Source organism: Agrobacterium sp. LR_9 (assembly GCF_041954855.1).
Classification (GTDB): Bacteria; Pseudomonadota; Alphaproteobacteria; order Rhizobiales; family Rhizobiaceae; genus Agrobacterium; species Agrobacterium leguminum.
Genome location: NZ_JAVAYA010000009.1, coordinates 38118 through 52328, shown reverse-complemented (window position 1 = coordinate 52328; position 14211 = coordinate 38118). Strand labels below are relative to the sequence as shown.

12 protein-coding genes are annotated in these 14211 nt (G+C 60.0%); 6 read left to right on the top strand and 6 right to left on the bottom strand.

What is annotated here, in order from left to right; genetic code table 11:
- Window positions 1–84 precede the first annotated feature (84 nt).
- Complete coding sequence (locus RAC79_RS12595) at window positions 85–669, bottom strand: NnrU family protein (RefSeq protein WP_065655660.1); 585 nt, start codon at window positions 667–669, stop codon at window positions 85–87.
- Window positions 670–819: 150 nt separating this feature from the next.
- Between RAC79_RS12595 and RAC79_RS12590 the strand changes: the two genes are divergently transcribed.
- Complete coding sequence (locus RAC79_RS12590) at window positions 820–1803, top strand: polysaccharide deacetylase (RefSeq protein ID WP_174039547.1); 984 nt, start codon at window positions 820–822, stop codon at window positions 1801–1803.
- Window positions 1804–2065: 262 nt separating this feature from the next.
- Here the strand turns inward: RAC79_RS12590 and sbmA are convergent, their stop codons facing one another.
- The 4 genes from sbmA to RAC79_RS12570 all read right to left on the bottom strand — a co-directional run bounded on the left by sbmA (window position 2066) and on the right by RAC79_RS12570 (window position 6909).
- Window positions 2066–3334, bottom strand: coding sequence for a peptide antibiotic transporter SbmA (gene sbmA / locus RAC79_RS12585; RefSeq protein ID WP_174039548.1), 1269 nt, complete (start codon window positions 3332–3334; stop codon window positions 2066–2068).
- A gap of 183 nt (window positions 3335–3517) precedes the next feature.
- Window positions 3518–4708, bottom strand: coding sequence for an MFS transporter (locus RAC79_RS12580; protein WP_174039549.1), 1191 nt, complete (start codon window positions 4706–4708; stop codon window positions 3518–3520).
- A 332-nt stretch (window positions 4709–5040) separates the two neighbouring features.
- Complete coding sequence (gene map, locus RAC79_RS12575; protein WP_374997075.1) at window positions 5041–5793, bottom strand: type I methionyl aminopeptidase; 753 nt, start codon at window positions 5791–5793, stop codon at window positions 5041–5043.
- 54 nt (window positions 5794–5847) lie between these two features.
- Entirely contained in the window at window positions 5848–6909 is a 1062-nt protein-coding gene (locus tag RAC79_RS12570; RefSeq protein ID WP_080856655.1) for an LLM class flavin-dependent oxidoreductase, read from the bottom strand.
- Window positions 6910–7127: 218 nt separating this feature from the next.
- On the opposite strand from RAC79_RS12570, the gene RAC79_RS12565 reads away from it, so the two are divergent.
- From RAC79_RS12565 to RAC79_RS12545, 5 genes are all read left to right on the top strand, one after another.
- On the top strand, window positions 7128–7904 hold the full coding sequence (locus RAC79_RS12565; protein WP_003524233.1) for a 3-hydroxybutyrate dehydrogenase: 777 nt from the start codon (window positions 7128–7130) through the stop codon (window positions 7902–7904).
- 138 nt (window positions 7905–8042) lie between these two features.
- Window positions 8043–9512 carry a xanthine dehydrogenase small subunit gene (gene xdhA / locus RAC79_RS12560; protein ID WP_142845412.1) on the top strand — a complete coding sequence of 490 codons (1470 nt, stop codon included), beginning with the start codon at window positions 8043–8045 and terminating at the stop codon, window positions 9510–9512.
- A 3-nt stretch (window positions 9513–9515) separates the two neighbouring features.
- The gene (gene xdhB / locus RAC79_RS12555; protein WP_174039550.1) at window positions 9516–11855 is read left to right on the top strand and encodes a xanthine dehydrogenase molybdopterin binding subunit; all 2340 of its coding nucleotides are present in this window, start codon (window positions 9516–9518) and stop codon (window positions 11853–11855) included.
- A 14-nt stretch (window positions 11856–11869) separates the two neighbouring features.
- Window positions 11870–12724 carry a xanthine dehydrogenase accessory protein XdhC gene (xdhC, locus tag RAC79_RS12550; RefSeq protein ID WP_174039551.1) on the top strand — a complete coding sequence of 285 codons (855 nt, stop codon included), beginning with the start codon at window positions 11870–11872 and terminating at the stop codon, window positions 12722–12724.
- 237 nt (window positions 12725–12961) lie between these two features.
- Window positions 12962–13891: a LysR substrate-binding domain-containing protein gene (locus RAC79_RS12545; protein WP_174039552.1), complete on the top strand. Its 930-nt coding sequence runs from the start codon at window positions 12962–12964 to the stop codon at window positions 13889–13891.
- On the opposite strand, the gene RAC79_RS12540 is transcribed toward RAC79_RS12545, so the two are convergent.
- Window positions 13867–14205: a hypothetical protein gene (locus tag RAC79_RS12540; RefSeq protein WP_174039553.1), complete on the bottom strand. Its 339-nt coding sequence runs from the start codon at window positions 14203–14205 to the stop codon at window positions 13867–13869. The two genes, RAC79_RS12545 and RAC79_RS12540, sit on opposite strands and share 25 nt — an antisense overlap.
- Between the last annotated feature and the right edge of the window lie 6 nt (window positions 14206–14211).

The window sequence follows — 14211 nt, the reverse complement described above, 5'->3', positions numbered from 1 at the left end:
GGATCGGCAAAAGTAAGGCCAACCGGGTCATGGTCGGCCTTCTAGCCTATTTTGCCTGATATGTAAGGGGGAAACGTTGATTTCCTACAGGACGATGGGCTGAACGCCGATCAACCATTCGTGCAGTTTCAGGATGAAAGCACCCCACAGGACGATGCCGCCGACAACGGCCACCAGATCGTAACGGCCTGAAACGAAGTCCCGGACCACTTTTTCGCCTGCCCGTTCCCGGCGCTTCAGCGAAATCCGCATCACCACGCCCCAGGCGAGGAACGATACGAAAAGAAGAATGGAAGACGTCTCGCCATTGGCCAGAAGATGCGCGAGCGCCCATATCTTGACCGAAAGAATGAGCGGATGTTTCGTCTTCGTCGCGATGTGGCCAGCCGGGATGAGGCTGGCGATAAGACAGATCATCGCCGGCAGCATCAGGGTCACGGCAATATGGCTCATCCAGACCGGCGGATACCACAACATTCCGGTTTCCTGCCGCGCTTCACCGAAGGCATAAATGACAAGGCCGAGCGTGATGAGGCTGACGAGCGAATAGACGCCCTTGAAAGGGCCTTCGCCCATCGACGCGATCATCCGCGCGCGAAATTGCGGTGCGACCACCTTCAAAAGATGCGTCAGCAGGAACAAGGCAAGACAAAGTGCGAGAAAAAGCATGAAACACGGTCCCCCGGGTGGAACGAAGCGGCCCTATCACCGCAAGCTGCAACAGGAATTAGGCCGAAAGTCATGAAAACGCCAGACTATTCAAAGCTTCGCCTTATTCCACCCGCAAAAGGCCACGGTGTTTCATATGACGGATAACTGATGTTTCGCCCATTTGCCGCCTTTTCCCTGTCGCTTCTCGCCGCCCTTCCCGCTTTTGCGCAAGAGGCTGAGAAGCCGAAGCAGCTCGTCATCGTGTCCTTCGACGGTGCGGGCGACAATACGCTGTGGGAAAGAAGCCGGGCGACGGGCAAGCAAGTCGGCGCGCATTTCACCTATTTCCTTGCCTGCACGCTGGTGATGGACAGGAAAACCAGCGCCAAGACCTATCAGGGACCTGGCCAGAAGTCCGGACGTTCCAATGTCGGTTTCGGCCAGTCGCCGGAAGAGGTGGAGGCAAGGCTCAGAAACATCTGGGCCGCTTATCGCGAAGGCCACGAAATCGGCAACCACACCTGCGGCCATTTCGATGGCGGGCAATGGACCGCCGAACAATGGGACGGCGAATTCACCACTTTCACCAGCACGCTGGAAAACGCCTGGCAGATGATCGGCAAAAAGGGCGAGGAACCCGAAGGCTGGCGCGAGATGGTGAAAAAGATCAATGGTTTCCGCGCGCCCTATCTCTCGCAGGGGCCGGCGCTGACCGAAGCGCAGAAAAAGCACCGTTTCGTTTATGACGCCACCAGCATCACCAAGGGACCGGAATGGCCGGTGGAGCGCGACGGCATAGAGCATTTCGGCCTGCCGCTCATTCCGGAAGGCCCGGGCAACCGCCCGATCATCGCCATGGACTACAATCTCTTCATCCGCCACTCCATCGGCGTCGAGACGCCGGATCGTTCGAAGGAATTCGAGGAGCGCGCCTATACCGCCTTCCGCAATGCATTCGACAGGCAATATAATGGCGAGCGCATTCCGCTACAGATGGGCTTTCACTTCGTGAAGATGAATGGCGGCGCCTATTGGAACGCCTACGAGCGGCTGCTGCGCGAAGTCTGCGGCAGGCAGGATGTCGCCTGCGTGAGCTATGCCGAGGCGATGCCGATGATCGAGGCGCGGAAGAAACAGAAGACCGAGGGGTGAACTTCCTCATGCTCTCCTGTTCTTGACAAAGGTCGAACACCCCTCCTCCGTCATGCCGGTCCCCGGAACAAGCCCGAGGATGACCCGGCATCCAGCTACGGCGCGTCTGCGCCATGAGAAGAGTCTTTTGCGATCAAGGACTTGATCGCGCTGGACCCCGGATCTAGTCCGGGGTGACGGGTGCGAATGAGGCAGTTCACCAAACACATCGTCTTCGTAGGACGTGCTCAAGACCTGAAGGCGGCCAATCGACCGCCTTTTTTCAAGGCTTGTTGGCCGCCAGCTCTCCGGCTTCCGCTTCCCGCTGAAGATAGCGCTCGTCGATATCCGGCAGGGGCTTGTCGTCGATCGCGGCCTCGAAGGCCACAAGACGTTTGTGGATGGACAGCAGCTCGATGATCGTTGTCCAGGAATTGACCAGATACTGGAACGAATTGCTGACCTGACCGAAGGCCGTGGCGATTTGCTGGTAGATACCATAGGTGATCTTGCCCGCCACGATGGTCGGAACGAGCATCAGAAGCAGGAACACCGCATCGGCCTGAATGTAGAAATACCGTGCGACGTTGAAATAGAGATAGTGCCAATACATACGGAAATAATTCTTCCGCACATTGGAGTAGAGTTCCTTGACTGTCGGCGGCTGGGCGCGGTCGGCGTGATCCTCGCCATAAACCAGTTCCTTACGATAGGCGGCTTCCACACGCTGATTGCGGAAGTTCAGGCCGGGCAGCTTGATGCCGACCGTCGCCAGAAGCACGGTGCCGAATATGGACCAGACTATCGCCAGCCAGAACAGCGCATGCGGCACTTCGCCGAGGATCGGCAATTCAGAGACATAAGACGACAGCGCAAACAGGATCGGCAGGAACACGACGAGCGTCATCACCGAATTGATGAGCGTGATGCCCAACCCTTCGAGCGTGGAGGAGAACCGCATCGTATCTTCCTGAACACGCTGGGAAGCACCTTCGATGTGGCGCAGCTTTTCCCACTTGGACATGTAGAAGTCGTTCATCGCGGTGCGCCAGCGGAAGATATAATGGCTGGTGAAGAAATCCGTCAGGATCGAAACGGCCATGCTGAGAAAGGCGATCTTGGCGAAGACGATCTGAAGACTGTAGAAATCCCAGACCTCGATACCCGGCTGTTTCGAAAGGGCATTTTGCAGAAGATCGCCGAAAGGCCGGCGGAAATTATTGATAACGACCGAAATCTGAACGCCGAAATAGGTCACCGCGATAATCAGCAGCGATCCCCAGATGGACCAGTACTTCCAGGGGTGATCCTTGGCGATAACGGTCCATACCCCACCGAACGCCGCCAGACACAAGGCGAGATAGGCGTAAAAGAACAGGTTGGCCGGGACCAGAAAGTAGCTGAGATCGTAGGGTTCCTGTTCAGGCATGACATAGCCCCAGGACCGACCTAACCCTTCAACGATGAAGTACCATCCGAGAATGGCGAAAAAAGCCCATATAATGGCCGACGTGAAGAACATTTTCGGTTTGGGAAAGAAGGAATGAAACACGTTTCGAACTCACGCGCGTTTGAAATCAGCCATTATTGGCGAAGCACTAGATGGCCCGAACCTAGGGCAGAAATTTGTGCACAGCAATGAAGAAGCGCTGACCTTAACAAGATGTAAGGCGCAGATTGCGGGCGATGCCCGCCGGAAACACCGAATTAGAGACAGGAAAAGACGGCCCGCAGCCTAGCGCCGCCGCTCCGTGGCCAGCACCGGCAGCATCAGCAGCATGCTGACGACGAGCACGGCGGAAGCGAGAATGCTGGGCGCGGTGAAACTTCCTGTCACTTCGGCAATCCAGCCGGCGGCAAGCGGCCCGACAATCTGGCCCGTGCCGAAAGCGGCCGTCATCAGCGCAAAGGCGCGACGCGGGCTCGGCCCGGCAAATTCCCGGCCGAGCTGCAGGCCATAGGCGGTGATGACCATGAAGGTCAGCCCGAGAAGCAGGCCTCCGGCCAGAACGCCCGGCACCGGCGGCAGCATGACGGAAGCGAAAACACCGATGGCTTCGACAGCAAGAACGATGACGAAGGCGCGTTTCAGCCCCTGCGATTTCAAGACCGGTTTCCAGAGGAAAAGCGACATGGCGGCGGCGCAGCCGGTGATGAACCAGGCCAGAAACTCCACGAAGGCGCCGGCAGCGGCCATGCGGGCAATCGCCACGATGAAGGTGGCGGTGATGACGTAACCGAAACCGAAAAGCCCATAGGCCAGCGTCGTCAGGAAGAGCGGCCGCGTCCAGTGGAGCGGCGGCTCCGCCACCGAGGATGCATGTCGCGGCGGGCCTGCGGGCAGCACCCGCCAGACGAGAATGAATGTGATGAAGGAAAAGACAGCACCTGCAATCCACTCCTCCCGCCATGAGGAGCCGCCGCCGTCAAAAACGACGCCGATCAGATAGACCGCAAGCGAGGAGATCGCGATGCCCGCACCGACGCCGCCATAATGCAGCGCCTGAACGCTGTCCCTGCCCGCCTTGACAGCATGGCCGATAACGATCTGCGAGGTGAAGATCATGGTGAGCGCGCTGGCGACACCAGCCAGAAACCGGATGACGGTGAAGGCCGCGACGGAGTTGAAAGCCGCCATTGCAAGCAACAATGCCCCGGTGGAAAACAGGCCGCAAAGCGCCACCAGCCGTTCCCGCCCCGAACCCCACGAATAGGCCGCCAGAACCGCCCCGGCCAGATAACCGGCGAAGTTACCCGCCGCCACGATCCCCGCATCCCCCGCCGAAAGCGGAACATCCGCCATCATGCCGGGCAGAATGGGGGTGAAGGAAAAGCGGCCGAAACCCATGGCGGAGGCCATCATCAGCGCCCCGGAAAATCCGAGTGCAGTCAGATGTTTGGCGGAAAGTGGCTTGTCGATGCTCATGCATGGCTTATCGCAACGGGGCGGATAAGGGACAAGCGAGTTATTTTGATCGGCGTTATAAGCGGTCGTTATCTGTCATGCGGCGAGCATCGATGCGTTCCGAGGGTGCCGCGTATTTCTTCTCCCCGCCGGGGAGAAGGTGGCCCGAAGGGTCGGATGAGGGGGGCAAGCTCTCCGAAATCCGGTGATGGCGCCCCCTCATCCCGCTGCCGCGGACTTCTCCCCCTCGGGGAGAAGAAACAAGGGGCACCCGCTCGCCTCACTCAGGGGCCAAGACGAGACAATGGACCTTTGTAATTTGGCCTTGATGAACGGAAGCCAGTCCCCGCCCCTCACTCAGCCAGCGTCAGCACCAGCGGCCCGTTCTTGGTCGCAACCACGGTGTGCTCATACTGGACCGTCGGCGCGCTCGGATCGCTGTAGAGCGTCCATGAATCGTCATCGCCGTCCTCGGCCCAATAGGCGCCGGTCGAGAGGAACGGCTCGACGGTAAACACCATGCCTTCCTGCATGATGCGACGCTCGTCCTTGTCCGGCCAGGTCGCCAGTTCCTTTGGCTCCTCGTGCAGCGAGCGGCCGATGCCGTGGCTGGCGAGATTGGTGATGAGCGTATAGCGGTTCTTCTTGGCAAAGGCGCCGATGGCATTGCCGATATCGGCGAAAGGCCGGCCGGTTTTCACCTGCTGCAGGCCCGTCCACATGGCGCGTTTGCCATCGCGGCACAGCCGCTCGATGTCCTTCTTCACCGGCGGCACGGCGAAAGACGAGCCGGTATCGCCGAAAAAGCCGTTCTTCACCGCCGAGACATCGATATTGACGAGATCGCCCGCCTTGATGATGCGCGGTCCCGGAATGCCGTGGGCCACTTCCTCGTTGACGCTGATGCAGGTCGCGCCGGGAAACTTGTAGCAGAATTCCGGCGCCGATTGCGCACCATTATCCTCCAGCACCTTGCGGCCGATGGCATCCAGCTCGGCCGTGGTGATGCCGGGTTCCAGCGCGTCCGCCATGGTCTGCATCGCGACGGCGCACAAACGGCCGATGTCCTTCAGCAGAACCAGTTCTTCTTCGGTGGAAATGACCATGTCTCTGTCCGTCGTTCTGTATGGCGGGTCTCAAAACGCCCGCCTTGGCAATCATCAGGCCGTGGCTTTCACCGGATCGGCGCTCCCCGTCAATTCTTTTCTGACGATCGGGGCGACTTTCGTACCATAAAGCTCGATGCCGCGCATGATCTGATCGTGCGGCATCAGGCCGATGGCCATCTGCAGCAGGAAGCGATCGTTCCTGAAAACGCCATGCGCCTTGATGATCTTTTCCGCCACCAGTTCCGGCTCACCGAGGAAGAGATTGCCCTCCGGCCCGCGCGCGGCGTCGAAATGCGCGCGGTTCGTCGGCCCCCAGCCGCGCTCGCGGCCGATGCGGTTCATCACCTCCGCCTGCGGTCCATAAAACTGGTCCGCCGCCTTGGCGGTGGTGTCGGCAATGAAGCCGTGCACATTGATGCTGGTGCGCAGCTTCGTCTTCTCCTGCCCCGCGCGGCGCGCGGCCTCGTGGTAAAGATCGAACAGAGGCGCGAAGCGGCGATATTCGCCGCCGATGATGGCAAGCGCCACCGGCAGACCCATGGCGCCTGCCCGCGCCACCGATTGCGGCGTGCCGCCAACCGCGATCCAGACCGGCAGACGCTCCTGCAACGGCCGCGGATAAACGCCACGCCCGTTAATGGCGGGATGCTTGGTGCCGGACCAGGTGACGATTTCCTGCTCCCGCAACGCCAGCAGCAGATCGAGCTTTTCGGCGAAGAGCACATCGTAATCCTCGAGATCGTAACCGAACAGCGGGTAGGATTCGATGAAGGAACCGCGCCCGGCCATGATTTCGGCGCGGCCGTTCGACAGGAGATCGACGGTCGAAAACTGCTGGAACACCCGCACCGGATCGTCCGAACTCAGCACCGAAACGGCGCTCGTCAGGCGAATATTCTTCGTCTTCACCGCCGCCGCCGCGAGAACGGTGGAGGGCGAGGAGACGACATAATCCGGACGGTGATGCTCCCCGAGGCCAAAGACATCGAGCCCGACCTGATCGGCAAGCTCGATCTCTTCGATGAGTTCCCGCAGCCGACGCGCGCCTTCCGGCCCACGGCCATCGGCGGGGTTGGGATTGACATCCGCGAATGTGTAAAGACCGAGTTCCATAGATGATACCTCTGTTTGCTTGCCTCAGAGATAGGGACGGAAGCTCCCGCAGGCAAATGCAGAATCTGGATGCTTAGCTTCGAAAAAATGGATGGGCGCGGCCTGTTTCACCGCGCTACCGAGCTCCCCTTAAATGGTGCCAAATGGCGATTGCCAGCCCGCCCCCTTTGGGCATACCTTGCTTAAACATGTGCGAAGTAATGCAAAAAGGGGAAAGCATGCATCGGACAGTTATCGTGACGGGCTCTACAAGCGGTATCGGCCTTGCGATTGCGCAGCGATTTGCGCGGGAGGGCGCCAATATTGTACTGAACGGTTTCGGCGATGAGGACGAGATCGAAAAACTGCGCCTTTTGCTGGAAGCGGAAAGCGGCGGGCGCGTGCTCTATCACCCCGCAGATATGACGAAACCGGACGAGATCGCCGATCTCATTCAATCCTCGCACGAAAAACTCGGCTCGGTGGATGTGCTCGTCAACAATGCCGGCATCCAGCATATCGCGCCCATCGAGGAATTTCCGCCGGAGAAATGGGACTGGATCATCGCCATCAATCTGACCAGTTCCTTCCATACCATGCGGGCTGCGATACCGCTGATGAAGAAGGCCGGAAAAGGCCGTATCATCAACATCGCATCCGCCCACGGTCTCGTCGCCTCGCCGTTCAAATCGGCCTATGTGGCGGCCAAGCACGGCATCATGGGCCTGACGAAGACGGCGGCGCTCGAGCTTGCGCAGACCGGGGTTACCGTCAACGCCATCTGTCCGGGTTATGTGCTCACACCGCTCGTCGAAAAGCAGATACCGGAAATGGCGAAGGTGCGCGGCATCAGCGAAGAGGCGGTGAAGAACGACGTGATGCTGGAACTGCAGGCAACCAAGCAGTTCGTCACCGTCGATGACGTGGCCGCCGCTGCGCTGTTTCTGGCAAGCGACGCCGCAAGCAACATCACCGGCACCCATATTTCCGTGGATGGCGGCTGGACGGCGCAATAATTGCCGAACTTTCTTTCCGTTTTGGAAACAATGAATTGCCAAAACGGAAATCGATATACGCCTGCGGGCGTGCATATGATGCGCAGGGACAATGACAAGAAACCGGCTCGGCAGCCGGTCAAAAAAGCAGGGCATTGCATGAACGACGCGATCAGCTTCATCCTCAACAGCGAAACCATCTCGCTGAAGGATTTCGGACCGACAGACACGCTTCTCGATTATCTCCGCATCAGCAAGCGGTTGACCGGGACCAAGGAAGGCTGCGCCGAAGGCGATTGCGGCGCCTGCACGGTGCTGGTCGGGCGGCTGCTGGATGGCTCGCTGCGTTATGAAAGCGTCAATGCCTGCATCCGCTTTTTAGGCTCGCTGCAGGGCAGCCATATCGTGACGGTCGAGCATCTGGCCGCGCGCGACGGTACGCTACACCCCGTGCAGCAGGCGATGGTGGATTTCCACGGCTCGCAATGCGGTTTCTGCACGCCGGGCTTCATCATGTCGCTTTACGGTCTCTGGCTTGCCAGTGAAAGCCCCGGCCGCGCCGATATCGAAAAGGCGCTGCAAGGCAATCTCTGTCGATGCACGGGTTATGAGCCGATCGTCCGCGCCGCCGAAAAGATCGCCGCTGCCCGCCCGAGCGCGCTCTTCGACCCGCTGCAACGGGACCGCACGGATATCATGGCAAGGCTCTGGGCGATCCGCGCCAATGAAACAATCATCGTCACCCACGGCGAGGACCGCACCATCGTTCCGGCGACACTGGCCGAACTGACCGAGATTTACGCCGCTGAGCCGAAAGCGACCATCGTGGCCGGCTCCACCGATGTCGGCCTGTGGGTGACGAAGCAGATGCGGGCGCTGAACCCGGTCATCTTCATCAACAATCTCGGGGATCTGCAAACCATCACCGTAGATGCGGACGGCGTAACACTCGGCGCCGGCGTCACCTATAGCCAGGCCTTCAAGACCGTTGCGAAACACTTCCCGCCGATTGCCCGGCTGTTCGACCGCCTCGGCGGCGAGCAGGTACGCAATATGGGCACCATCGGCGGCAATATCGCCAACGGTTCGCCCATCGGCGATACGCCTCCGGCGCTGATCGCGCTCGGGGCGACGCTGACCTTGCGATCCTCCTCCGGCAACCGCAGCCTGCCGCTGGAAAGCTATTTCATCGACTATGGCAAACAGGACCGGTTGAGCGGCGAATTCGTCGAAAAGTTCTTCATCCCGTTCCGGAAGCCGGAAAGCCTCTACGCCGTCTACAAGATTTCCAAGCGCCGCGACGAGGATATTTCCGCGCTCTGCGGCGCTTTCAACCTGACGCTCGATGCCGATGGCGCGGTCGAAGACATCCGCATCGCCTTCGGTGGCATGGCCGGTACGCCCAAACGCGCCGCGCATCTGGAGGCAGCCCTTCTCGGCAAGCCCTGGCGCCAGGAAACGATCGATGCGGCGCGCGATTTGCTGGACGAGGATTTCACTCCGCTGACCGACTGGCGCGCGACTGCCGAATATCGGCAACTGACGGCCAAGAACCTGCTGACGCGATTTTTCCTCGAGACTTCGGGGCAAAAGCAGGAACTTATGCGTTTTGCACTGGAGGAGGCTTGAACCATGGACACCACAAGCTTCGACAAGACCAAGACCGAAATCGACGGCCCGATGCACGCTTCGCTCCGGCACGATTCCGCCCATAAGCATGTGACCGGCAGCGCCGAATATATCGACGATATTCCCGAACCCGCCGGACTGATCCATGGCGCTCTCGGCCTTTCCGACCGGGCGCATGCCGAAATCGTCTCGATGGACCTCTCGGAAGTGGAAAAAACACCGGGCGTCCTGTGGGTCATGGTTGGCAAAGACGTGCCCGGCGAAAACGACATCTCTTCCGGCGGCCGTCACGACGAACCGCTGCTGGCCGAAACCAAGGTGGAATTCCACGGCCAGCCGATCTTCGCGGTTTTTGCCGAAACCCGCGATATCGCCAGAAAGGCGGCCCGCAAGGCGAAGGTCACCTATAAGGACCTGCCGCATTTCACCGATATCGACACGGCGATTGAAAATGGCGGCGCGCTGGTCATCGATCCGATGACACTCAAGCGCGGCGATGCCAAGATCGAAATGGATGTCGCACCGCGCCGCCTCACCGGCACCATGCGGATCGGCGGACAGGAGCATTTTTATCTCGAAAGCCACATCGCCATGGCCGTGCCGGGCGAGGATGACGAGGTGACGCTGTGGAGCTCCACCCAGCATCCGAGCGAAATCCAGCACATTGTCAGCCATATGCTTCAGGTGCCGTCCAACGCCGTCACCGTGCAGGTGCGCCGCATGGGCGGCGGTTTCGGCGGCAAGGAAACCCAGGGCAACCAGTTCGCCGCCCTCTGCGCCATCGCCGCCAAGAAGCTGAACCGGGCCGTGAAAATCCGCCCCGACCGCGACGAGGACATGACAGCGACTGGCAAACGCCACGATTTCCGCGTCGACTACGAGCTTGGTTTCGATGAGGAAGGCCGCATCCACGCCGTCGACGCCACCTATGCCGCCCGCTGCGGCTTTTCCTCCGATCTCTCCGGCCCGGTCACGGACCGTGCGCTTTTCCACGCCGATTCCAGCTATTTCTACCCGCATGTGCATCTCACCTCGCGGCCGCTGAAAACCCACACCGTCTCCAACACCGCCTTTCGTGGTTTCGGTGGCCCGCAGGGCATGCTGGGCGCGGAACGTTTCATCGAGGAAATCGCCTATGCGGTGGGCAAGGACCCGCTCGATATCCGCAAGCTGAATTTCTACGGCGAGACCGGCTCGGGCCGCACCACGACGCCCTATCATCAGGAGGTCGAGGACAACATCATCGCCCGCATCGTCGAGGAGCTGGAAACCTCCAGCGACTATCGCGCGCGACGTGAGGCGATCATCGAGTTCAACAAAACGAGCCCGATCATCCGCAAGGGTATCGCGCTCACCCCCGTCAAATTCGGCATCTCCTTCACCATGACCGCCTTCAATCAGGCGGGCGCACTGGTGCATATCTATAATGACGGCTCCATCCACCTGAACCATGGCGGCACCGAAATGGGCCAGGGCCTTTATACCAAGGTGGCACAGGTGGTGGCCGATGCCTTCCAGGTGGATATCGGCCGGGTGAAAATCACCGCAACGACCACAGGCAAGGTGCCGAACACCTCGGCCACCGCCGCCTCCTCCGGTACGGACCTGAACGGCATGGCCGCCTATGACGCCGCCCGCCAGATCCGCGAAAGGCTCGTCAAATTCGCCGCCGAGAACTGGAACGTCCCCGAAGAAGAAGTCGTCTTCCTGCCGAACCGGGTGCGCATCGGCCTTGAGGAAATCGCCTTCAACGATTTCATCAAAAAGGCCTATTTCGCCCGCGTGCAGCTTTCCGCCGCCGGTTTTTACAAGACGCCGAAAATCCACTGGGACCGCGCCGCCGGCCGCGGCACGCCGTTTTATTATTTCGCCTATGGCGCGGCCTGCTCGGAAGTGTCGATCGATACGCTGACCGGCGAATATATGATGGAGCGCACCGATATCCTCCACGATGTCGGCAAATCGCTGAACCCGGCCATCGATATCGGCCAGATCGAGGGTGCCTTCGTGCAGGGCATGGGCTGGCTGACGACCGAGGAATTATGGTGGGATGGCAAGGGGCGGCTGCGCACCCATGCGCCCTCCACCTACAAGATCCCGCTCGCCTCCGACCGGCCGAAGAGCTTTAACGTCAGGCTGGCGGAATGGGCGGAAAATGCCGAACCCACCATTGGCCGCTCAAAAGCCGTGGGCGAACCGCCCTTCATGCTGGCGATCTCGGTTCTCGAAGCCCTCTCCATGGCCGTCGCCTCCGTCGCCGATTACAAGGTCTGCCCGCGCCTCGATGCACCGGCAACGCCCGAGCGGGTTCTGATGGCGGTGGAACGGCTGAAGAAGGTGTGAGGGAGGACGTACCCATGCGGCCTCGCCCCCTCTCCGCCTTCCTCGCACGCCCTGCTCCCGCAATCCTCGTGGAAATCGAGGCCGTAAAAGGCTCGTCCCCACGCGAGGCCGGCACCTTCATGTTGGTCTCACAGGCTGACTTGTGGGAAACCATCGGCGGCGGGCAGTTTGAATATATGGCGATAGACCACGCCCGCGCCATGCTGCGAACAGGTGCTGCCGAAGACCGCATGGATATTCCGCTTGGCCCAGAAATCGGCCAGTGCTGCGGCGGCCGCACCCTGCTCCGGTTCCGGCTGATAACTCCGGAAATCGCGGCAGCGCTGGAAGCGAGAGTAAAGGGCGAGGCCGAGCAGCAGCCGGCCGTCTTCATTTTCGGGGCGGGCCATGTCGGCAAGGCGCTGGCCGAGGCGCTGTCCCTCCTGCCCTTGACCCTGACAATCGTGGAAACGCGGGAAAACGAACTGCACGATCTTCCAGTGAACGTCGCATCCGTGCTGACCCCCGTGCCGGAGGCGCTCGTCGCGAAAATTCCGGCAAATGGCGCGGCCATCATCGTCACCCACGATCACGCGCTCGATTTCCTCATCGCGAAGGAAGCGCTTGCCCGCGACGATCTCGCTTATGTCGGCATGATTGGTTCGAAGACCAAACGCGCCACCTTCGCCCATTGGCTGGAGCGGGAGGGAGAGCCCATGTCCCGCCTTGCAAAGCTCATCCTGCCCATCGGCGGCAACAGCGTCAGGGATAAGCGGCCTGCGATCATAGCGGCCCTTGTGGCAACCGAGTTGTTGCAAGCATTTTCCGCTGCCGAAATCCGTCGCAGCGAAAATCGACACGGCCATCCTCAAGGCCAAGATCACGCCTGAGCCCATCCGGCAGGCTTTCATCCGCCAGATTGTCGGGTTGAAGGCTTTCAAGAGTAAACCGTTCCGCTGTCCGCAGACCCGCACGCAGGCGGGACCACGCGCGCAAGAGTGCTGTGCGCATGTCCGTCTCCATTCAAAAATGTCAGAAGCTCAGTTGATGAATTGAGCTAAAAATGCTCTGTTTTCCGGAGAAAAACCAATGAAACCTTCGGCAATTGGCATAAAGAGAACTTATCCATGAAAATGTCCCGCCAGTTTCCCTTGAACGCCCTGCGGGTGTTCGAAGCTGCCGCAAGGCATCTGAGCTTCACCAAGGCCGGCGAAGAGCTGGGCATGACCCAGACGGCGGTGAGCTATCAGGTGAAACTGCTGGAGGAGAATATCGGCGAGCCGCTCTTCATCAGAAAGGCGAGGCAGGTCTCGCTGACAGAGGCGGGGCAGAAACTTGCGCCGAAAGTCGCGGAAGCCTTCAACAATCTGCGGGAGGCCGTCGACAATGTGCGTGACACGTCCGATGCGACCCTGACAATCCATTCCACCGCTACCTTCGCCTCACGCTGGCTTTCGCGGCATCTGGGTGCTTTCCAGCTCGAACATCCCTCGATTGCCGTGCGGCTCGACACATCAAGCGCTTTGATCGATTTTTCCCAGTCGGATTGCGATGTCGCCATTCGCTGGAGCAAAGATAGCGGCAAAGGGCTGATCTACCATCAACTGCTGCGCGGCGTTTACACGCCGATGCTGCATCCGGGCCTTGCCGAAAGCATCGGCGGATTGCACAAGCCGGAAGACCTGCTGCGCCTGCGCATCATCGACCCCGGCGACATCTGGTGGAGCCAATGGTTTCGGGAAGTGGGTGTTGAAAATCCCGGCCTTGACCGTTATCCCCGCAGCCGCCTCAATGTGCAGGCCTTCGAAGCCGCCGCCGCAATCGCCAGCCAGGGGGTGGCCATGCTCACCCCTGAACTCTATGCCGATGAGATTGCGCTCGGCCGCCTTTATCAGCCCTTCGAGCACCTCAGCAGCGAAGGAAAGAACTATTGGCTGGTCTACCCCGAAAACCGCAGGAACATTCGCAAGATAAGGCTGTTTCGCGACTGGATATTGAAGCGGATCGAGGTAAGCCGGCCGCAGCAACTGCCTCAAAACCCCATGTCCGGCGCATAAAAACAGCGCGGCGTGTCCTCATCCGGAAACAGACAGAGATGATATTCGCCGTCCTCGGATCGTCTTGCCTCGCGCTGCGACCAGTTGAAGACATGGCGTCGGGTGACCATGCGGTGATCGCCGGGTGCGAGCGAGACCTCGTAACCGTCAGGCGTAACACGAACACTGCGCGTGGGAATCATCTGGCAGTCGCCGGTTTGGGCGTCGCCATTGCAGCAATAGCTTTCATATTTGAACCCCTTGTGGGATTCATGGGCAAGCGCGGTGGCGCTGAACGCCAGAGATAAGAAGAGGACCGTCAGAACAAGGCGCATCGGCAT